The sequence below is a fragment of the Lysobacter sp. Root76 genome (assembly GCF_001428685.1).
In the GTDB taxonomy this organism is placed as follows: Bacteria; Pseudomonadota; Gammaproteobacteria; order Xanthomonadales; family Xanthomonadaceae; genus Lysobacter.
The window spans coordinates 649,069-670,844 of the sequence record NZ_LMIK01000001.1 but is presented as its reverse complement, the minus strand read 5'-3'; the positions used below and the strand labels follow the sequence as shown (position 1 = coordinate 670,844).

General features: G+C 67.4%; 15 protein-coding genes. 9 read left to right on the top strand and 6 right to left on the bottom strand.

Features of this window, described 5'->3' with window-relative positions:
* Positions 1-4: 4 nt before the first annotated feature.
* From ASE10_RS02755 to ASE10_RS02720, 8 genes are all read left to right on the top strand, one after another.
* Positions 5-1,861: a beta-L-arabinofuranosidase domain-containing protein gene (locus ASE10_RS02755; RefSeq protein ID WP_055902919.1), complete on the top strand. Its 1,857-nt coding sequence runs from the start codon at positions 5-7 to the stop codon at positions 1,859-1,861.
* Between the two features lie 114 nt (positions 1,862-1,975).
* The gene (locus ASE10_RS02750) at positions 1,976-3,175 is read left to right on the top strand and encodes a CoA transferase (protein ID WP_235565813.1); all 1,200 of its coding nucleotides are present in this window, start codon (positions 1,976-1,978) and stop codon (positions 3,173-3,175) included.
* Between the two features lie 545 nt (positions 3,176-3,720).
* On the top strand, positions 3,721-4,773 hold the full coding sequence (gene rfbB / locus ASE10_RS02745) for a dTDP-glucose 4,6-dehydratase (protein ID WP_056305055.1): 1,053 nt from the start codon (positions 3,721-3,723) through the stop codon (positions 4,771-4,773).
* Between the two features lie 8 nt (positions 4,774-4,781).
* Positions 4,782-5,666, top strand: coding sequence for a glucose-1-phosphate thymidylyltransferase RfbA (gene rfbA / locus ASE10_RS02740; RefSeq protein ID WP_055902913.1), 885 nt, complete (start codon positions 4,782-4,784; stop codon positions 5,664-5,666).
* The gene (gene rfbC, locus ASE10_RS02735; RefSeq protein ID WP_055902911.1) at positions 5,663-6,220 is read left to right on the top strand and encodes a dTDP-4-dehydrorhamnose 3,5-epimerase; all 558 of its coding nucleotides are present in this window, start codon (positions 5,663-5,665) and stop codon (positions 6,218-6,220) included. Before rfbA ends, rfbC begins: the two co-directional genes overlap by 4 nt.
* Positions 6,217-7,107, top strand: a complete 891-nt coding sequence (rfbD, locus tag ASE10_RS02730; protein ID WP_055902908.1) for a dTDP-4-dehydrorhamnose reductase — start codon at positions 6,217-6,219, stop codon at positions 7,105-7,107. The genes rfbC and rfbD overlap by 4 nt, the downstream gene beginning before the upstream one ends.
* Before the next feature lie 112 nt (positions 7,108-7,219).
* Positions 7,220-9,226, top strand: a complete 2,007-nt coding sequence (locus tag ASE10_RS02725) for a S9 family peptidase (RefSeq protein WP_055902905.1) — start codon at positions 7,220-7,222, stop codon at positions 9,224-9,226.
* Between the two features lie 109 nt (positions 9,227-9,335).
* Positions 9,336-11,324, top strand: coding sequence for a S9 family peptidase (locus ASE10_RS02720; RefSeq protein WP_055902902.1), 1,989 nt, complete (start codon positions 9,336-9,338; stop codon positions 11,322-11,324).
* Positions 11,325-11,437: 113 nt separating this feature from the next.
* On the opposite strand, the gene ASE10_RS02715 is transcribed toward ASE10_RS02720, so the two are convergent.
* On the bottom strand, positions 11,438-13,165 hold the full coding sequence (locus ASE10_RS02715; RefSeq protein ID WP_055902899.1) for an oligopeptide:H+ symporter: 1,728 nt from the start codon (positions 13,163-13,165) through the stop codon (positions 11,438-11,440).
* Positions 13,166-13,316: 151 nt separating this feature from the next.
* Between ASE10_RS02715 and ASE10_RS02710 the strand changes: the two genes are divergently transcribed.
* Positions 13,317-15,395, top strand: a complete 2,079-nt coding sequence (locus ASE10_RS02710) for a S9 family peptidase (protein ID WP_055902896.1) — start codon at positions 13,317-13,319, stop codon at positions 15,393-15,395.
* Positions 15,396-15,511: 116 nt separating this feature from the next.
* Here ASE10_RS02710 and ASE10_RS02705 read toward each other — a convergent pair whose 3' ends face one another.
* The 5 genes from ASE10_RS02705 to ASE10_RS02680 all read right to left on the bottom strand — a co-directional run bounded on the left by ASE10_RS02705 (position 15,512) and on the right by ASE10_RS02680 (position 21,699).
* Entirely contained in the window at positions 15,512-15,748 is a 237-nt protein-coding gene (locus ASE10_RS02705; RefSeq protein WP_055902881.1) for a YbdD/YjiX family protein, read from the bottom strand.
* On the bottom strand, positions 15,720-17,780 hold the full coding sequence (locus tag ASE10_RS02700; protein ID WP_055902879.1) for a carbon starvation CstA family protein: 2,061 nt from the start codon (positions 17,778-17,780) through the stop codon (positions 15,720-15,722). Before ASE10_RS02700 ends, ASE10_RS02705 begins: the two co-directional genes overlap by 29 nt.
* Before the next feature lie 356 nt (positions 17,781-18,136).
* Positions 18,137-19,129, bottom strand: a complete 993-nt coding sequence (corA, locus tag ASE10_RS02695; RefSeq protein ID WP_235565812.1) for a magnesium/cobalt transporter CorA — start codon at positions 19,127-19,129, stop codon at positions 18,137-18,139.
* A 47-nt stretch (positions 19,130-19,176) separates the two neighbouring features.
* A complete protein-coding gene (locus tag ASE10_RS02690; protein ID WP_082559709.1) occupies positions 19,177-20,391 on the bottom strand; it encodes a DUF4105 domain-containing protein in 1,215 nt (404 codons plus the stop codon).
* A gap of 447 nt (positions 20,392-20,838) precedes the next feature.
* Positions 20,839-21,699 carry a transporter associated domain-containing protein gene (locus ASE10_RS02680; RefSeq protein ID WP_055902869.1) on the bottom strand — a complete coding sequence of 287 codons (861 nt, stop codon included), beginning with the start codon at positions 21,697-21,699 and terminating at the stop codon, positions 20,839-20,841.
* Positions 21,700-21,776 lie beyond the last annotated feature (77 nt).

The following is a 21,776-nucleotide window of genomic DNA, read 5'->3' as shown; positions in this document are numbered from 1 at the left end:
CGCGATGAGCCGGATTCCCGCCAGCAACGCGGCGATCGCCGTCCACCTCGACGGCTTGCTCGGCGACGCGCTCGACGCCAACCTCGCCGGGCGCCTGTCGCGTTTCATCGTCGACGAACATAGCCCCGCGATCGCGATCTTCGCCCCGGAGCTGCGCGCGCAGAACCGCGAAGGCGACTGGTACGGCGAACACGCGGGCAAGTGGATGGTCGCCGCCGCCAAGGCCGCGGCGCGCTCTGGCGATGCCGACCTGCTGGCGCGGCTGCGGCGCGTGGCCGATTTCCTGGTCGCGAGCCAGGAGGCCGATGGCTATCTCGGCACCTATGCGCCCGAGCGACGCTTCATGCGCAAGCAGCCGCCCAAGCCGATCAGCTGGGACGGCGCGCCCAGCGTTCGCACCTGGGACATCTGGACCCACGCTTATCTGATCCTGGGGCTGCTGGAAATCAACCGCCATTTCCCGGAGGCGCGTTATCTGGAGGCCGCGCGCCGCATCGGCGACTTGTGCGCGCGCACGCTGGGCGAGGGCGGCATCGACATCACCGAACTGGGCAACCACCACGGCATGTCGGCGACGGTGCTGATGGACCCCGCCACCGAGCTCTACTTCGCGACCGGCGAGCGCCGCTATCTAGACCTGGCGACGACGGTGCTGGAGCAGGCCGACCGGCATCCGCAACTGGCACTGCTCAGCCGTGCCCTGGCCGGCGCCGATGCGGCCGAGATCGCGACCGGCAAGGCCTATCAGCTGGCCTGGAACCTGGTCGGCCTGGCCAAGCTGCATCGCGCCACCGGCATTTCCGCCTATCGCGAAGCGGTCGAGCGCCTGTGGCGCAGCATCCGCGAACAGCATCTGACTCTGGGCGGCGGTCCCTGGGGCGGCGTCGCGCATCGCTCGCGCGAAGTGTTCAACGCGCCGGGCGCATTCAGTCCGCACGGCTACGTCGAGACCTGTTCGACCCTGGCCTGGATTCAGTTGAACCGCGAGCTGCTCGCGATCGACGGCGACCCGCGCTACGCCGAGGAGATCGAGCGTTCGGCCTATAACGACCTGCTCGGCGCGCAGGCGCCCAACGGCGAGGACTGGTGCTATTACGTGTACCCGAACGGGCGCCGCGTGCATACCACCTATTGGCGCTGCTGCAAGTCCAGCGGCGCGATGGCGCTGGAGGAACTGCCGGCGATCGCCTATGCGCGCATCGACGAGGCCACCCTCGCGGTGAATCTGTACGGGCCGGGCCGGGCCGAGATCGAGCTGGGCCCGGCGGGCCGCGTGCGCCTGGAGCAGGCGACCGGCTACCCGTTCGAGGGCGACGTGCAGCTGCGCGTCAGCGTCGAGCGCGAGGCGCAGTTCACTTTGAAGTTGCGTGTGCCGTCCTGGGCCGAAGGCGCGACCGTGCGCGTCGACGGCGAAACGGCCAGCGCCGCGGTCGAGCAGGGCGCCTATGCCGTGCTCGACCGCGTCTGGCGCGACGGCGACGTGGTGAGCCTGCATTTTCCGATGGCGCCGCGCAGTCATCGCGCGATCAACCGCAACGTGCAGGAATCGCGCGCGCCCGACGGCAGCCCGGTGCGCCAGGAAGTGCTGCATTTCGAATACCTGGGCATCAGCCGCGGACCGCTGGTCTACGCATCCGGCTTGATCGACGGCTTCAAGACCGAGGAAACGCTGCGGCTGCCCTCGACGCCGGAGGAGAACTGGCTGTTGCCGGCGCAGGACAGGGACGGCGAGCCGACCATCGAGCTGCGCCTGGGCTACCGCTCGCCGCTGGTGTTCGCGCCTTATTACCGCGCCGGCGGCCGCGTCGACGGCGCCTGGCGGCTGACCTGGATGTCGCTGGCGCCGGAGCCGACGCCATGAGCGCAGGCGCGCGAATCGCCAAGCAAGATTTTGTGGCGCCAGAACATATGCGGCCTGTCTGGTTCGGTTCGCGCCCAAGGCGCAAAGTGCATCGGGCACCACGTCAGGAGTTTCATGGATACGCAGCGTATGGACGCATTCCCACCTGATCCGGGCGCCGCGCGCGCCAATCCGTCCGGTCCGCTCGCCGGCGTGCGCGTGCTCGACCTGAGCGCCTATATCGCCGGTCCCTACGGTTGCGCCTTGTTGGCCGACCAGGGTGCGGACGTGATCAAGATCGAGCCGCCCGACGGCGACAACCTGCGCCAGTACCCGTCGACGCTGCCCAGCGAAAGCCGCGCCTTTCTCGGCGTGAACCGCAGCAAGCGCGGCATCGTGCTCGACCTCAAGCAGGCTGCCGACCATGCCGTCCTGCTCAAGCTGGTGCGCGACGCCGACGTGCTGGTGCATAACTTCCGCCCGAGCGTGCCGCAGCGGCTGGGGATCGATTTCGAGCGCCTGAGCCTGATCAATCCGCGCCTGATCTATTGCGCGGTGACCGGCTATGGCGAGACCGGTCCGATGAAGGACAAGGCCGGCTACGACCAGGTGCTGCAGACCATGACCGGCATGTGCGCGCTGCAAGGCCGGCGCGGCGGGCCGCCGGAAATCATCTACGGCTCGGTCGTCGACTACTACACCGCGGCCTTGCTGGCCGCCGGCGTATCCTCGGCGCTGTTCGAGCGCGAGCGCAGCGGTCAGGGCCAGTTCGTCGGCGTGTCCTTGCTGCGCAGCGCCCTGACCATGCAGTCGGCACGGATGATCTGGGCCGAGGGCGAGTCCCTGGACATCGGTCGCGACATGCGTTCCGGCGGCGTCACCGGCATTCATCCCACCCGCGACGGCCACATCTACATCTCCGCCAACACCCCGCGCTTCTGGAAGGCGCTATGCGAGAAGACCGGGCTGGACGACTTTGCGGCGCAGGCGCGCTACGACAGCGTGCGCAAACGCGCCGAACATGCGGCCGAGATCGTGCCGCGCCTGCACGAAGCACTGGCGCAGCGCGGGGCGATGGAATGGGAGACGCTGTTCGGCGATGAGGTGCCGTGCGCGGCGGCGCGCCGCATCGAAGACATGTTCGAGCATCCGCAGGTGCTGGCCGAGGGCATCGTCGGCACCATCGAGCACCCGCGCGTCGGCCGCTACCGCGCGGTCGCGCAGTCGATCAAGTTCGGCCGCACGCCGGGGCCGGCGCCGTTCGCCGCGCCGATGCTGGGGCAGGACACCGAGGCTGTGCGGGCGGCGGTCGAGGCCGGTACGGACGCCGACTGAGCGCTGCCCGCTGCGGCGGCAGCGCATCCCGCCGAATCGTCGGCCCCGGAAACGCGAGCGCCGTCGCAAAGCCTGCATTCCGTCGGCGGGCAGGGGCCCAGGCCACAGCTTCAGCACCGAATCGCCATATTTTCCGTGGGTTGGCGCCTGAATTCGCGTACCCGCAGCGTGCATGGGTGTCCGAGTCCTTCGTTCAGGCAGGCCCGTCCCTGGCTGCCGGATCCTCGTCCCCGGGCCTTGCCGCGCAAGGCTTTGCCCCCGTGGCGATGCCTGAACGAGCCCGCTGGCCGGCCCGCGGGGCGCGCGCCGAAACGGCGCCCAGGCCGGCCCTGCGCGGCATCGGCCGTAAAAAGAAAGTATTAGAATCATTCGCTTGCATGACTCGGGCGCTGCCGGACCCCGGCTGCTCACCGGTGTGATGGGTCCTTTCAGGTCGCCTGCCGTATCGTTCCGGCGGTTTCCGATCCGGCCCGGTCCGCGCCATAGGGGTGGGCCGGTCACGGCGGGGACGTACGGTCTAATTTTCTTGAGCAGGGAGTGGTTGAGTGTCTACTTGGTTGGTGACCGGCGGCGCCGGGTTCATTGGCGGTAATTTCGTACTCGAAGCGGTGCAGCGCGGCGTCAAGGTCGTGAACCTGGACGCGCTGACCTATGCGGGCAACCTCGACACTCTGGGCCCGCTGGACGGCGACGAGCGCCATGTGTTCGTGCAGGGCGACATCGGCGATGCCGAACTGGTCGCACGCCTGCTGCGCGAGCACCGTCCCGACGCAGTGATCAACTTCGCCGCCGAGAGCCACGTCGATCGTTCGATCGACGGCCCGGCCGCGTTCGTGCATACCAACGTGGTCGGCACCCTGAGCCTGCTGGAGCAGAGCCGCGACTACTGGAAATCGCTGGATGCGCCGGGCCGCGACGCGTTCCGTTTCCTGCACGTGTCCACCGACGAGGTGTACGGCACCCTCGGCGATACCGGCAAATTCACCGAGACCACGCCTTACGCGCCGAATTCGCCGTACTCGGCGTCCAAGGCCGCGTCCGATCATCTGGTGCGGGCCTTCCACCACACCTACGGCCTGCCGGTGCTGACCACCAACTGCTCGAACAACTACGGTCCGTACCAGTTCCCGGAAAAGCTCATTCCGCTGATCATCGCCAAGGCGCTGGCCGGCGAGCCGCTGCCGGTCTATGGCGACGGCCTCAACGTGCGCGACTGGCTGTACGTCGGCGACCACTGCGCCGCGATCCGGCGCGTGCTCGAAGCCGGTCGCCTGGGCGAGACCTACAACGTCGGCGGCGACGCCGAGCGCCAGAACATCGTCGTGGTCAAGACCGTCTGCGCCTTGCTCGACCAGCGTCGCCCGCTCGCCGACGGCCGCAAGCGCGAGTCGCTGATCACCTACGTCAAGGATCGCCCGGGTCACGACCGCCGCTACGCGATCGACGCTTCCAAGCTGCAGGGCGAACTGGGCTGGGCGCCGACCGTGACCTTCGAGGAGGGCATGGCGCGCACCGTCGACTGGTACCTCGAGCAGCAGCCGTGGGTGCAGCGCGTGCTCGACGGCAGCTACCGACTCGAACGCATCGGCCAGGCTTGAGGACGACCATGAATCGTAAGGGCATCATCCTCGCCGGCGGCTCCGGCACCCGGCTGTATCCGATCACCCAGGCGATCAGCAAGCAGCTGCTGCCGGTGTACGACAAGCCGATGATCTATTACCCGCTCAGCGTGCTGATGCTGGCGGGCATTCGCGACGTGCTGATCATCAACACCCCGCACGAGCAGGCGCTGTTCCGCCACTTGCTCGGCGACGGTTCGCGCTGGGGCATGAACATCGAATACGCCGCGCAGCCCAGCCCCGACGGCCTGGCGCAGGCGTTCCTGATCGGCCGCGAGTTCCTGGCCGGCGGTCCCAGCTGTCTGGTCCTGGGCGACAACATCTTCCACGGCCCGGGCCTGACCGCGATGCTCAAGCGCGCCGACCAGCGCGAACAGGGCGCAACCGTATTCGGCTACTGGGTCAACGATCCGGAGCGCTACGGCGTGGCCGAGTTCGATGGCGAGGGCCGGGTGATCGGCTTGGAAGAAAAGCCGGAGCAGCCGCGTTCCAACTATGCGGTGACCGGCCTGTACTTCTACGATGGCCGCGCCAGCGACTTCGCCGCCGATCTCAAGCCTTCGCCGCGCGGCGAGCTGGAAATCACCGATCTCAACCGCCGCTATCTCGAAGAAGGCTCCTTGCATCTGGAGCAGCTCGGCCGCGGTTATGCCTGGCTCGACACCGGTACCCACCAGTCGCTGCTGGAAGCGTCCAACTTCATCGAGACCATCGAAGCGCGCCAGGGGCTGCGCATCTGCTGTCCCGAGGAGATCGCCTGGAACAACGGCTGGATCGACGGCGACCGCCTGATCGAACTGGCCGCGCCGCTGGCCAAGAACGGCTACGGCCAATATCTGCTGGGCCTGGCCAAGCGGGGGTTCGTGCCGTGAAAGTGATCGAAACCGATCTGCCGGGCTGCGTGGTCATCGAACCGCAGGTGTTCGGCGACGCGCGCGGCTATTTCTTCGAATCGTTCAACCGCGACAAGCTCGCCGAGCACGGTCTGTCGCCGAACTTCGTCCAGGGCAACATGTCCTCGTCGGCGCGCGGCGTGCTGCGCGGCCTGCACTACCAGTGGCCCAATCCGCAGGGCAAGTACGTGTCGGTGATCGAAGGCGAAGTCTGGGACGTCGCGGTCGACATCCGCCGCGGCTCGCCGCACTACGGCCGTTGGGCCGCGGTGCTGCTGAGCGCCGAGAACAAGCGCCACTTCTGGATACCGGAAGGCTTCGCCCACGGTTTCGCCGTGCTCAGCGAGCGCGCGGTGTTCACCTACCTGTGCACCGCGACCTACGATGCCAAGGCCGACGCCGGCATCCGCTGGGACGACCCGGCGCTGGCGATCGACTGGCCGATCAGCGAGCCGAGCCTGTCGGACAAGGACGCGCGCGCGCCCTTGCTGGCCGAGGTCCCGGCGGACCGCCTGCCTGTCTATTCCGCATGAAGATCCTGCTGCTGGGCGGCAACGGCCAGGTCGGCCAGGAACTGCGGCGCAGCCTGGCCCCGTTGGGCGAGGTCGTGGTCACCACGCGCAGCGGCGAGCTGCCCGACGGCGGCCGCTGCGAGGCCTTGGACCTGGCCGAACTCGACGCGATCGCGCCGTTGTTCCAGCGGGTCGCGCCCGACATCGTGGTCAATGCGACCGCGCATACCGCAGTCGACCGTGCCGAGGACGAACCCGAGCTGGCGTTTCGCATCAACGCCGAGGCGCCGGGGCGCATCGCGCGGGCCTGCGCGATGCGCGGCGCGCCGCTGCTGCATTACTCGACGGACTATGTGTTCGACGGCAGCGGCACGCGCCCTTATCGCGAAGACGACGCCACCGCGCCGCTGGGCGTGTACGGCGCCAGCAAGCTCGCCGGCGAGCGCGAAATCACGGTCAGCGGCACGCGTCATCTGATCCTGCGCACGGCCTGGGTCTACGCCACCCACGGCGCCAATTTCCTGCGCACCATGCTGCGGGTCGGCGCCGAGCGCGACGAACTGCGCGTGGTCGCCGACCAGATCGGATCGCCGACGCCGGCCTGGCTGATCGCAGACGTCAGCGCGCAGATCCTGCGCCAGGGCGTGGCCGAGTCCGGCATACGGCATCTCGTCGCGGGCGGCGAAACCACTTGGCACGGCTTCGCCGAGGCGATCTTCGAAAGCGCTTTCGAGCGCGGCCTGATCGCACGCCGGCCGAGCGTGCATCCGATCGCCACCGCCGACTACCCCACGCGTGCCCGGCGTCCGGCCTATTCGGTGCTGGACACCACGCGCCTGCGCCGCGATTACGGTCTGGACCTGCCGGACTGGCGCGCGGCCCTGGACCGTACTCTGGCGACAGATTAGGCAAAGTCTCCGTGTCGGCGCGCTTGGGGTAGGGGGCCGGGTGCCCAAGCGCGTTGGATGCGGTAGGCTAGGCGCGAGCCGTTTTTTCGCGTCGTTTTAGGGGATAACCGAAATGAAAAAGCTGCACCTCGCGGTGCTGGGCCTGGCGCTGTGCGCGGCCTCTGCGCAAGCCGCCGATGCGCCGTCCGGCGCGCCCTCGATCGCCGACTTCGTCCGCCATCCGACCTACAGCGGCGCCAAGATCTCGCCCAGCGGCGAGTATCTGGCGCTGACCGTCGACCGCGGCGACCAGGACGTCCTGACCGTGCTGCGCACCAAGGACCTGAGCGTGGTCAAGGTCAATCAGCTGCCGGACGAGAAGAGCGTGGGTCAGTTCGAATGGGTCAGTCCCGAGCGTCTGATCTTCAATTCGGTCAAGAAGCTCGGCCGCTATGCCCAGCCCTTCGGTACCGGCGAGTGGTACGGCGTCAACGCCGACGGCACCCAGCCGCGACCGCTGGTGTTCTACGGCACCCGCGACGCCACCCAGCGCGGCAAGCAGGTCGGTAACGAGCGCTTCCAGTTGCTGGACACGCTGCGCGACGACGACGTCAATGTGATCATGGCGGTGACCTCGCCGCGTTCCAGCGAAGGCTCGGGCACCGAACTGGTACTGTTCGACACCCTGACCGGCCGCCGCAAGTCGCTGGCGCGCGCGCCGCGCGAGAATTGCGAGATCGCGCTGGATGCCGCCAAGGCGCCGCGCTTCGCCATCTGCTACGACGACGAAGACGCCCAGGGCAATTTCGACAGCCAGAACGAGCTCTACCGCCGCGGCGACGACGGCAAGTGGACCTTGATCAACAGTTCCAAGAGCTCGGGCAAGCACCTGAGCGTGATCGGCACCTCCACCGACGGCCTGATCTACGCCAACCAGAGCGACGGCAAGAAGCCCGAAGCCCTGGGCACCATCGACCCAGCCACCGGCGTCTTCAATAGCCTGTTCGAAGACGCGGTCTCCGACCCGGCCGGCTACATCACTTCGGCCGACGGCGACACCATCCTCGGCGTGATCACCGAGGCCGGCGCGCCGCGCGTGACCATGGTCGATGAAAAGCATCCCGACGCCGAGATCTACGCCTCGCTCGCCGGCGCGTTCCCGGGCCAGCTGGTGCGTTTCTCCAGCGCGACCAAGGACGGCAAGAAGATCGTGGTCTCGGTGGTCAGCGACAAGAACCCGGGCGAGCTCTATCTGTACGACCGCGACACCGGCAAGGCGCGCTTCCTGATGCAGGGCCGCAAGTGGCTGGACCCGAAGAAGATGGCGAGCGTCAAGCCGTTCTCGATGACCACCCGCGACGGCCTCAAGATCCATGGCTACCTGACCATCCCGAACGGTTCCGACGGCAAGAACCTGCCGATGATCGTCAACGTGCACGGCGGCCCGATGGGCCCGCGCGACGACTGGGCGTTCAATTGGGAAACCCAGATGCTCGCCAGCCGCGGCTACCTGGTGATGCAGATCAATTACCGCGGCTCGGGCGGCTTCGGCAAGGGCTTCCAGGACATGGGCTACGGCACCTGGGCCACCGGCATCATGAACGACATCATCGACGCCACGAAGTGGACCATCAACCAGGGTTACGCCGACGGCGACCGCGTCTGCATCTACGGCGGCAGCTTCGGCGGCTACGCCTCGCTGATGGCGCCGACCATCGACCAGACGCTGTTCAAGTGCTCGTTCGGTTACGTCGGCGCCTACGACATCGACGTGCAGCTGACCAAGAGCGATACCTCCGACCGCGAAAGCGGCCGTCGCTACATGGCCCGTGCTTTCGGCAAGACCAAGGCCGAGCAGGACGCGATGTCGCCGGTCAAGCACGCCGACAAGTTCAAGATTCCGGTCTACCTCGCCGCCGGCGCGCGCGATCCGCGCTGCCCGCCGGAAAACACCGAGTCGATGAACAAGGCGCTGATCGCGGCCGGCAATCCGCCGGAAGGCATGATCATCCAGTCCGGCGAAATGCACGGTTTCTATAAGGAAGAGAACAACCAGCGTCTGTACACTGAGATGCTGAACTTCTTCGACCGCCATATCGGCGGCAAGGTCAAGGTCGGGGGCGCGTCGAAGGCCAATTGAGCCCTTCGCGCGCGTTCGTCCGTTGCATCTGCGGCCACCCATCCGGGTGGCCGCAGTCGTTTTCCGCAGGGCGTGCCTACAGGTACATAGAAATCAGGGGAGTTAGGAAATGAAGCAGTGGTTGAGTGCGGCCGCGCTGTGCGCCGGCCTGATTGCGGCGCCGATGGCGTCGGCGGTCAATGTCGATGCCTACATCAAGAAGGATCAGTTCAACGACGTCAAGATTTCGCCCAACGGCGATTACCTGGCCGCGACCGTTCCGTTCGAGGACAAGACCGCGCTGGTGATCCTGCGCCGGGCCGACAATAAGGTCACGGCGAACTTCCGTCTTGAAAAGAACACGCACGTCGACGATTTCTGGTGGGTCAATCCGGATCGCGTGGTGATCAGCATGGCGCGCAAGATCGGTGCGCTCGATCAGCCGCGGCTCGACGGCAACCTTTACGCGATCAATGCAGACGGCACCCAGCCGGGCTTGCTGGTGGGCCAGAGCGTGCAGGGTGCAGGGCTCGGCACCAAGATCCAGCCCAAGAAGGTCGAGCAGATCGCAGCTTTCGTGGTCGACGACCTGCCGAACGACGACAAGAACATCATCATCTCGGTGCAGCCGTTCGCCGACGATCCCTATACCCGGGTCGAAAAGATGGACGTCTACACCGGCCGCCGCTTGCCTCTCGCGCGCGCGCCGGTGCGCAACGCCGATTTCATCACCGACAACCAGGGACTGGTGCGTTTCGCCAGCGGTTTCGGCATCGACCGTATCCGCAAGCTCTACTACCGCAAGAGCGAGAGTGCGGAATGGGAGATGATCAGCGCCGAGAACACCGGCGAAGGCATCGAATACCCGATCGGTTTCTCTGCCGACGACAAGACGGCCTACTTCCAGGCTGAGCGCAAGAATGGGCCGGACGCGATCGTCGCCTACGACATCGCTACCCAGAAGCGCACCGATTTGCTACAGGATGCCAAGGTCGATCCGGCCGGTTTCATTTACCGCAGCAATTCGGCGACGCCGGTCGGCGCGTTCTTCGTCGACGGCAAGCGCATCACCAAGTTCTTCGATACCGCCGCGCCGGAATCGCGCCTGTACAAGAGTCTGGAATCTGCGTTCGGCGGCGATCCGGTGCGCATCACCTCGCGCACCAGCGATCAGCGCCTGGCCCTGGTCGAAGTGTCCGGCGGCAACAATCCCGGCGACTTCTTTTTGTTCGACACCACCGCGAAGAGGGCCGAGCACCTGCTCAGCCGGCGCGACTGGTTCGATCCGGCGGAAATGGCGGAGAAGCGCAGCATATCGCTCAAGGCGCGCGATGGCCTGGCATTGCAGGGTTACTTGAGCATTCCCAAGAGCAGCAGCGGCAAGAATCTGCCGATGGTGGTAATGCCCCATGGCGGACCGTATGGCATCCAGGATCCGTGGGGCTTCGACGAGGAAGCGCAGATGCTGGCCGCCGCCGGCTATGCGGTGCTGCAGGTCGATTTCCGCGGTTCGGGCGGGTATGGCCGCGCCTTCGTCCACGCCGGCGCGCGCGAGTGGGGCGGCAAGATGCAGGACGATGTCACCGACGCGACCCGTTGGGCGATCCAGCAGGGCGTCGCCGACAGCGGCCGCATCTGCATCTACGGTGCCAGCTACGGTGCCTATGCGGCCTTGATGGGTGCGGCCAAGGAGCCGACCCTGTACAAGTGCGCGGCCGGCTACGTCGGCGTCTACGACCTGCCCAGCATGCACAACACCGGCGATATCCAGCGTCGCGGTTCGGGCGAAACCTACTTGCGCGAGTGGATCGGCAGCCGCGAGGAACTCGGCGCGGTGTCGCCCACGCGCATGGCCGACCGGATCAAGGTACCGGTGTTTCTGGCCGCGGGCGGCGAGGACGAGCGCGCGCCGATCTCGCACAGCAAGATGATGGAGCAGGCGCTACGCAAGGCCGGTACGCCGGTGGAAACGCTGTACTACGACACCGAAGGCCACGGCTTCTACACCGCTGCCCATCAGCGCGAGTACTACACCAAGCTGCTGGCGTTCCTGGCGCGCAGCCTCGGCGGCCAGGTCGCGACCGCGCCTGCGGCGGCGAAGCCCGCTGCGGGGAAGTAAGCGGCCGGGCCGAAAGTCGGGTTCGCTTCGAGTCCGGCTGCAGCGATCCGCCACAAAAAAACGGCGCCGCGAGGCGCCGTTTTTCTTTGGATCCTGCGCGGAAGGCCGGGCCCTTACTTCACCCCATGCATCCACTTGCGCAGCAGCGGCGAGATCACGAAGTACAGCACGCCCGAGCCGATGCCGATCCACATCATCAGCTGGAACAGGTCGCCGTACTTGGCGCTCGCAGTGGCGAAGTCGACCGCGGCGCCTTCCGGCAGGTCCAGCGAGGCCAGCTTGCCGAACTGCGCGGCCAGCACTTCCGAGTACGCGGTCGCGAGCCAGAAGCCGCCCATCATCAGGCCGACCACGCGCGCCACCGACAGCTGGGTGACCGCGGACAAGCCGATCGGCGACAGGCACATCTCGCCGACTTCCAGCACAAAGTAGGCCAGCACCAGCCACCACACGCTGGCCATGGCGCCGCCGGCGGTGGCTTGCGCGGCCAGCATCAGCGGCACGAAGGCCAGGCCGGCGACGATCAGGCCGATCGCCATCTTGGCCGGTTTGCTCGGGTTGAGCCCGCGATTTTCCAGCCACGGCCACAGCCAGGCGAAGATCGGCGAGAGCACGACGATGAAGAACGCGCCCAGGAAGGTCAGCGAGCCCGCGGTTTGCGGGACCAGCACCACGTCGTGGAAGCAGGCCACGCCCAGGCCCAGCGTCAGCAGCGCCACCATGCCCTTGGCCAAGCCGGCGTTGTTATTGTCGCTGGCCTTCAGGGCCACGATCATCAGGAACGGGCTGGCCGCGAGCAGGAACAGCGACCACGGCAGCGTGCTGGTGCTCACGTTGCTGAGGCTGGGGAACAGGTCCTTGGTCAGCAGACGGTCGGTGAACGTGATCCAGCTGCCGTAGGTCTGCTCGTACAGGGTGAAGAAGATCAGCACGCCGACGATCATCAGCACCAGCGAGATCATCTGTTCACGCTGGACCTTGTTGCACTTGGCGACCAGGAACCAGATGAACCAGGCCAGGAATCCGGCCGCGATCAGATGCATGGCGCCGTGCACGGTCCAGGTGCGCTGGATCAGCTGCCACACCACCGCCACGCCGCCGATGGCGCCCAGGTAGATCCACCACTCGCGCGCCAGGCCGGCGACGCGCTCGCGCAGCAGCGCCGGGTTGTTCGGTTCGGCGTGGCCGTAGAGGTACTTCTGGCCCCAGATGAACATGATCAGGCCGGCGACCATGCCGACGCCGGCGGCGCCGAAGCCGTACTTCCAGCCGTAGGTCTCGCCCAGGAAGGCGCAGATCAGGCTGGCGAACAGCGCGCCGATGTTGATGCCGGCGTAGAACAGGGTGAAGCCCGAATCGCGGCGCGGATCGTTTTCCGGGTACAGCTTGCCGACGATGGTCGAGATGTTCGGCTTGAGGAAGCCCACGCCCATGATGATCAGCGCCAGCGACAGGTAGAACACCTGCAGCGCGCCCTGGTCGCGGTGGACCACGCCGTTGACGACGGTGGCCGCGTGGCCCTCGTAGGCCATGCCCAGGTGGCCCAGGACCAGCAGCACGCCGCCCAGCACCACCGCCTTGCGCATGCCCAGGTAGCGGTCGGCCAGCAGGCCGCCGATCACCGGCATGGCATAGACCAGGCCGCCGTAGGCGCCGAGCAGGTCGTAGCCGTCGTCGTCGGTGAATCGGTGGTACTTCAGCAGGTACAGCAACAGCAGCGCCTTCATTCCGTAGAACGAGAAGCGCTCCCACATTTCGGTGAAGAAGCAGACGTACAGGCCTTTGGGATGGCCGAAGAACTCGCCGTGGACCGGCGGAGGTGCGGTTGCGGGTACGGTCACAACGGGCTCCGTAGGGAGGGGCATTCGGGACAATCGATGGAGTATAGCGGCGCGGGCGGGGCCGGCCGGACCCGCCCCGACCCGGCTGCGGCCTTTGCGGCCCCCGGCCCGGACCCCTACCATCGGCGTTTTGGCCCCGCCCGGAGTTCCCATGAACCTGCGTCACGCCGTCCTGCCGCTGCTGATCGCGGCCGCGCTGCCCGCCACCGCCGCTCAGCGCGGCTTTGAAATACGCGATCTGGCCACCCTGGACCGGGTGTCCTCGCCGACCGTGTCCGAGGACGGCCGCCGTCTGGTGTTCGCCAAGCGCAAGGTCGACTTCGCCGCCAACAAGTCCAGCACCGGCCTGTACGTCGAGGACCTGTTCGCGCGCGACGCGGCGCCGCCGCAGCCGCTCACGCCCGCCGGCTGGAGCGTGAACACGCCGAGCTTCTCGCCCGACGGCCACACCGTGTACTTCCTCAGTGCGAAATCCGGCAGCCAGCAGCTATACGCGATTCCGGCCAGCGGTGGCACGCCCAAGCAGCTGACCGCGTTCGCAGCCGATGTCGGCAGCTACCAGCTCTCGCCCGATGGCAAGCGCGTGGCGTTCAGCGCCGAAACCTTCGCTGACTGCGCCGCCGACCTGGGCTGCAGCAAGAAGCGCCTCGACCAGCGCGCCGCCAACAAGGCCAGCGGCGTGGTCTTCGACCGCATGTTCGTGCGCCATTGGGACGCCTGGAACGACGGCCGCCTGAACCGCGTGTTCGTGGCCACGCTGCCGGTGGCGAACAAGCAGGGTGCGATCAAGCCGATCGCCAGCGCGACCCTGATCGGTGCCGACGTCATCGGCGACGTGCCCTCGCGTCCGTTCGGCGACAGCGCCGAATACGCCTGGGCGCCGGACGGCCAGTCGTTGGTGCTGAGCGCGCGCCAGGCCGATGCCAAGGAACCTTGGTCGACCAACTTCGACCTGTACCGCGTCAACGCCGACGGCACCGGCGCGGCGAAGAACCTCACGCCCGACAATCCCGCCTGGGACACCGGACCGGTGTTCAGCGCCGACGGCAGCACCCTGTACTACCGCGCGATGAAGCGTCCGGGCTTCGAGGCCGACCGCTTCGGCCTGATCGCGCTGGACCTGAGCGGCGGTCAGCGCCGCGAGATCGCGCCGAAATGGGACCGCTCGGCCGAGAACATCGTCCTGTCCAAGGACGGCAAGACCATCTACGCCACCGCCCAGGACATGGGCCAGCTGCCGGTGTTCGGCATCGGTATCGAGGACGGCAGCGTGACCCGCCTGATCGGCGGCGGCAGCGTGTCTTCGCTGGTGCGCGGCGGCCCGACCTTCGCCTTCACCCGCAACAGCCTCAAGAGCGGCGACCAGATCTTCGTCGGCGGCGTCGACGGCGCGCCGGAGCGCGCGATCACGCCCAGCGCCGGCGAGATGCTCAAGGACGTGGCCTTCGGCGATTACGAGCAGTTCGAGTTCAAGGGCTGGAACGGCGACACCGTGCGCGGCTACGTGGTCAAGCCCTGGAACTACCAGGAGGGCCAGCGCTATCCGGTCGCGTTCCTGATCCACGGCGGTCCGCAGGGCAGCTTCGGCGACGGTTGGAGCTACCGCTGGAATCCGCAGACCTACGCCGGCCAGGGTTACGCGGTGGTCATGATCGATTTCCACGGCTCCACCGGCTACGGCCAGGCTTTCACCGACGCGATCAGCCAGCATTGGGGCGATCGCCCGCTGGAAGACCTGCAGAAGGGCTGGGCCGCGGCGCAGAAGAAGTACGCTTTCCTCAACGGCGACAAGGCCTGCGCGCTGGGCGCGTCCTACGGCGGCTTCATGGTCAACTGGATCGCCGGCAACTGGAACCAGCCGTGGAAGTGCCTGGTCAACCACGACGGCGTGTTCGACCAGCGCATGATGGGCTACGCCACCGAAGAGCTGTGGTTCACCGAGTGGGAGCAGGGCGGCACGCCCTACGCGGTGCCGAAGAACTACGAGCGTTTCAACCCGGTCAACCACGTCGACAAGTGGCGCGTGCCGATGCTGGTGGTGCACGGCCAGCTCGATTTCCGCATCCCGGTCGAGCAGGGCCTGGGCGCGTTCACCGCGCTGCAGCGCCAGGGCATCGAGTCCAAGTTCCTGTACTTCCCGGACGAGAACCACTGGGTGCTGAAGCCGCAGAACAGCGTGCTCTGGCACGACACGGTCAACGGCTGGTTGAAGCAGCACATCGGCCAGTGATGCCAGGCTCCCTCTCCCGCGATGCGGGAGAGGGTTGCGGCGAGTCCTGCGGATCGCATACGAACTCAAAGAAAAGGCCGCCCTGGGGCGGCCTTTTCCGTTGCTGCGCGATCACCTCAACAGCAGCGCGACCGGCCTTTCCCGTACCGCGCCAACATCCGTTCGTGGAAGAAGGCGTCGCGTGACATCGGCTCCAGCCCGGGGTGGGCGCGGCGCATATGCTCGACGTAGTAGTCGTAGTCCGGTATCCCGATCGCCAGGCGCGCGGTCTGCGCTGCCGTGCGCCACCAGCGCGACAGCAGCGACCAGACCAGCAAGCCGGCGTCAGCGAGCCAGCGATTCGAGCGCGACATAATCGCTCTCCCTCGCTGTGGCCGCGGCGTTGCGACGCGCCGCGAACGCGGCACGCAGGCCGAAGAACACCGTCGCGATCACCACCGCCACGAACAGCGCGGTCAGGCCGGCGTCGAGGTAGTTATTGAACACCACCCGCTGCATCTCCTCGACCGATTTCGCCGGCGCCAGCACCTCGCCGCGCGCGGCGGCGTCGGCGAACTTGCGCGCATTGGCGATGAAACCGATCTTCGGGTTGGGATCGAACAGCTTCTGCCAGCCCGCGGTCAGGGTGCAGATCAGCAGCCACACGGTCGGAATCAGCGGGATCCACAGGTACTTCTCGCGCTTCATCTTGACCATGACCACGCAGCAGAACACCAGCGCCAGGCCGGCGAGCATCTGGTTGGCGATGCCGAACAGCGGCCACAGCGTGTTGATGCCGCCGAGCGGATCGACCACGCCCTGGTACAGGAAATAGCCCCACATCGAGACCGCGAGCAGGGTGCTGGCGATGTTGGCGACCCAGCTGTCGGTGCGCTGGAACGGCGCATAGGCCAGGCCGACCAGCTCCTGGATCATGAAGCGCGCCACGCGGGTGCCGGCGTCGATCGTGGTCAGGATGAACAGCGCTTCGAACAGGATCGCGTAGTGGTACCAGAACGCCATCATGCCTTCGCCCGGGATCAGCCCGTGCAGGATCTGGGCCATGCCCACCGCCAGGGTCGGCGCGCCGCCGGTGCGCGAGAGGATCGTGGTTTCGCCGATCTCCTTCGCGGTCGCGGTCAGCACGTCGGGGGTGATCACGAAACCCCAGTTGGAGATCGCGAGGGCGGCCGATTCGGCGGTGGTGCCGATCAGGGCGCCCGGCGCGTTCATCGCGAAGTACACGCCCGGCTGCAGCACGCAGGCGGCGATCAGGGCCATGATCGCGACGAAGGCCTCCATCAGCATGCCGCCGTAGCCGACCAGGCGGATGTCGCCTTCGCTGGAGATCATCTTGGGCGTGGTGCCCGAGGAGATCAGCGAGTGGAAGCCCGAGACCGCGCCGCAGGCGATGGTGATGAACAGGAACGGGAACAGCTTGCCCGAGAACACCGGGCCGGTACCGTCGACGAACTGGGTCATCGCCGGCATCTGCAGCTGCGGCGCCGCGATCACGATGGCCAGCGCCAGCACCAGCACGGTGCCGATCTTGAGGAAGGTCGACAGGTAATCGCGCGGCGCCAACAGGAACCACACCGGCAGCACCGAGGCGATGAAGCCGTAGCCGATCATCAGCCAGGCCAGGGTCGTGCCCTTGAGGTGGAAGACAGCGCTCCAGGTCGGATCCGCGGCGACCCGGCCGCCGAGCCAGATTGCGAGCAGCAACAGGGCGAAGCCGATGATCGAGACCTCGAGGATGCGGCCGGCACGGAAGTAGCGCAGGTACACGCCCATCAAGATCGCGATCGGGATGGTCATGGCGACGGTGAAAGTGCCCCAGGGGCTTTCCGCCAGGGCCTTGACCACGACCAGCGCCAGCACCGCGAGCAGGATCACCATGATCATCAGGATGCCGATCATCGAGATCACGCCGGCCGCGGGCCCCATCTCGGCACGGATCATCTCGCCCAGCGAACGACCGTCGCGGCGGGTGGAGAAGAACAGCACCAGCATGTCCTGGACCGCGCCGGCCAGAACCACGCCGAACAGGATCCACAGCGTGCCGGGCAGGTAGCCCATCTGCGCGGCCAGCACCGGGCCGACCAGCGGGCCGGCGCCCGCGATCGCCGCGAAGTGGTGGCCGAACACCACGCTCTTCTCGGTCGGCACGTAGTCCAGACCGTCGTTGCGGCGCCAGGCCGGGGTCGCGCGCGAGGGATCGACCATCAGCGCGCGCTGGGCGATGTAGCGGCCGTAGAAGCGGTAAGCGATGGTGAACGTGGATACCGCCGCGACCACCAGCCACATCGCGCTGATGGATTCGCCGCGGTTCAGGGCCACGGTGCCGAGGCAGAACGCCGCCAGCACCGCCATCAGCCCCCAGCCGAGCCAGGACAGACCTTTCATGACGACCCTCCGAATGGACTCCGGCAGCGTCGCCCCTGCGTCCGCGCGGGTCAATGCGCGGTGCGGCATCGAGGCTAGTACTTTGGTCTAAGGGGCCGCGTCCCGCTATTCATCGGCGCGTCGCGAGGCATCGCCCGCGCCGGGGCTGTGGGGTAGGAGCGGCGTAAGCCGCGACCGCGCAGTGGAATGCCGGGGTTACGGCCAGGCAGCGACGCGAGCCGCGATTGCGCAGCGGAATCATCGAGCTGCTGTGGGAGCGGCGTAAGCCGCGATCGCGAGGCTTCGGCTACTACGTGATCGCGGCTTGCGCCGCTCCTACCCCAAAGCGGTGTTGCGGTTGGCCCGGACAGCCGGCGCTACAGCCACTTCGCCCGGCGCAGAAAACCGAACAGTACGACGCAGACCACCAGGGTCACACCGATCACGATCCAATAGCTGTGCTCGCCCGCGAGTTCCGGCATGTGGGTGAAGTTCATGCCGTACCAGCTCGCGATCAGGGTCGGCGCGGCCAGCAGCGCGGCCCAGCCGGCCAGGCGCTTGACCACTTCGCCCTGGCGGATGGTGACCAGCGACAGATTCACGCTCATCGCCGCGGTCAGCATCTCGCGCAGGGTATCGGTGGTTTCGTTGATGCGCACGGCGTGATCGAGCACGTCGCGGAAGTAGAGCTGGCTCTCCTCGTCGATCAGCGCGCTGCGCGAACGCGCGAGCTGGCCGAGGATGTCCTGCAACGGCGATACCGCCATGCGCAGGCGGGTGAGTTCGCGCTTGAGGTCGTAGAGCTTCTCGACCGTGCCCTTGCGGAAATCTTCGGCGAAGACGTCTTTTTCGAGCTCGTTGAGCTCCTGGCTGAACTCGTCGACGATCGGGCTGAAGTTGTCGACCACCATGTCCAGCACCACGTACAGCGCCGAGGCCGGGCCGTGGCGCAGATCCTCGGATTCGCGCTCCAGGCGCATGCGCGCGGCGGCGTAGCTGCTGGACGCGCCGTGGCGCACCGAGACCAGGTAGCGCGGGCCGACGAACAGATGGGTCTCGCCGAAACGGATATGGCTGTCGACGGTCTGCGCGGTGTGCACCACGATGAACAACGAATTGCCGTAGCTTTCGATCTTGGGCCGCTGGTGCGCGTTGTGCGCGTCTTCGATGGCCAGGTCGTGCAGGCAGAACTCTTCCTGCAGCTTTTCCAGGATGCCCTCGTCCGGCTCGTACAGGCCGACCCAGACGAAACTGCCGTCGTCGACCGCGAGCACGTCGCTGATCTGGTCGAGGCTGATGTCGCGCCGCACGCCTTCGCGGCTGTAGGCCGCGCAGTTGATCACGCACTGGGGCAGGTTGGGATCCTTCATGCCGCGCATCGTGCCCGTGCGCGGCGTTGCCGGCAAGCCGCGCGCGCTCAACGCTTGCGCAGGCCCAGCAGCAGGCCCAGGTGCAGCGGCAGCAGCAGGCTGATCCAGTGCAGGTTGCGCTGCGGCTGCATCGGCAGCCAGTGCGCGAACAGCGCCAGCACCGCGCAGGCCGCGACCGCCGCCAGGATGCGGCCGAACCATGGCCCGGCTTCGCGCCCGCGCAGGACGCGCCAGCCGCCTAGCCAGAGCAGCCAGCACAGCGGATTGAACAACAGCAGGTTCTGGTTGGCCCAGCCGTAGGTGTGCTGGGTGCCGAACCAGATGAACAGCATCAGCGCGGCCAGGATGCCGCACAGGGTCCAGAACGGCAGCGCGATCGCGGCCAGCAGGCGCGGACGGCGCCGGCCCAGCCAGGCCAGGCCCAGGCCGATGACCACGCCCGACAGCGCCCAGGGGGTCCAGACGATAGGCGCATCGGCGGGCTCGGGCGCGATCCGGTGCGGCAGGATCTCCTGTTCGGCCAGGACCAGCGGCCGGCCCTGGGTATTCTTGACCCCGCGCAGGGCTGCGGCCAGGCGCATCGGCACGTAGGACTCGTTCCACACCGGCAGAGGACGGTCGGCCGACGGACCCAGGCCGATGTCGAAGCCCAGCCACATCCACGGTGCCGGTGAGGCCAGCCGCACCGCTTCGCTGCGGAAGGTGCTGCCATGCGATCGGCTCTCTATCTGCCGGCGCAGCGCGCCGCCCAGCGCCCGATCCACGGCGTCGCGCACGCGGGTGGCGCAGTTGTCGTCGAAATACTGGTAGCGGTAGTAGGCGTTCTCGGGCTTGGCGTTCTCGGCCAGGGAGGCGGCGAGCGCGCGCGCCTGGTCGTCGTCCAGGTCCAGCCATTGCACCGAAACGCCACGGCCTTCCTCGCGGTACAGCGCCAGGTCCTGTTCCAGCGGCAGCGCGGCCAGGCGGTAACGCATGTCGTTGCGGACGAAGCGGGCGATGAAGTCGGGGGCTTCCGGGTCGAAGAAGCCGAAGTTGTACGAAGTCGCGGCGCCGGTGTCGGGGTCGAGCACCACGATCGAATCGTGGCCGAAGCGCTCCCAGAAGATCTCACCGGGCTGCATGGTCGCCATGCCGATGCGCGGGACCGATGGGGACTGCGACGGTGCCGCGGCGGTCGGCGCCTGGGTTGCCGGTGCTGAGTCCCGCGTTGCCGCGGCTTGCGACGGCGGCGCGGCGAAGGCGGCGGTGGCGCTCAGCCACATTGCGGCGATGGCGAACAAACGGGGCAGGGCGCGGCGAATGGGGTTCAATGCGGATGGCCGGTCGACGGGTCGGAGCATTCTAAGCGGCGTATGCGACACCGGGCATGACCGGGTCCGCGACCGCGCGTGCGGATCGCAGGGGTTCAGGCGCGGCACGGCTGTGGGGTGGATTCGGCATAAGCCGCGACCGGCGATTGCCGCAGCGATGATCTAGCGGGATGCTCGCGACCGTCTGTGGGCCGAACCGGCATGGCAAACAGGTGACGATGCTGGCTTTGCGCATGCGCCAGGGATCGGTCTTGCTTCGTTGGCGGCGTGGCGCGGTCGCGGCCGACGCCGCTCCTGCATTCGGATCATTGCTTCCGATGCGGGGTGGGCGTCGTCGCGTGCAGCCGTAGCCGAGGGGGCACGGGCGCGCGCTCGGGGGCGCGCACCACGGCAGGTCGGTCAGTCGTTGCCCAGCACGCCGACGTGGAAGGCGTGGACGCGGCGCGCGTCGGCACTGGCGACCCGGAACACGAAGCGGCCCAGAGTGAGTTCCTCGCCGGCCTCGGGCAGATGCCCGATCGCAGCGGTGACCAGGCCGCCGATGGTGTCGTACTCGTCGTCGTCGAAATCGGCGCCGAAACGCTCGTTGAAATCGGCGATCGGGGTCAGCGCATCGACCACGTACTGGCCGTCGGCCTGGGCCGCGATCAGCGCGTTCGGGTCCTCGGCGTCGTCGTGCTCGTCGTCGATCTCGCCGACGATCTGCTCCAGCACGTCTTCGATGGTGAGCAGGCCGGCGACGCCGCCGTGCTCGTCGATCACGATCGCCATGTGGTTGCGCGACTGGCGGAACTCGCGCAGCAGCACGTCCAGACGCTTGGACTCGGGAATCAGCACCGCCGGACGCAGCAACTCATGGATGCTGCCCGGGCCGTTGTCGGCGACCACGCCGCGCAGCAGGTCCTTGGCCAGCAGCACGCCGAGGATCTCGTCCTTGTCTTCGCCGTGGACCGGGAAACGCGAATGGCCGGATTCGACCACCAGCTTCATCAGGTCCAGGAACTTGGCGTCGGCCGGCAACACGACCATCTGCGAACGCGGAATCATCACGTCGCCCACGGTCAGGTCGGACACGGCGATCGCGCCTTCCATCATCCGCAAGGTGTCGGCGGCGATCAGCCCGTCGGCCTGCGCGTCGCGCAGCAATTCGACCAGGTCTTCTCGGGTCGTGGGCTCACCGGACAGCGCCGAGCTGATCCGTTCCAGCCAAGAGCGCCGCTTCTCGGGCTGCTCGGTGTGACTACTGTCGTCCTCGGACATTCGATGCTTGCACTATGCCCGTCGGGGGAAGGGCGAGGTCTCCAGTCTAACCCGGATGGTTTGCCCGGGTGCCAGGG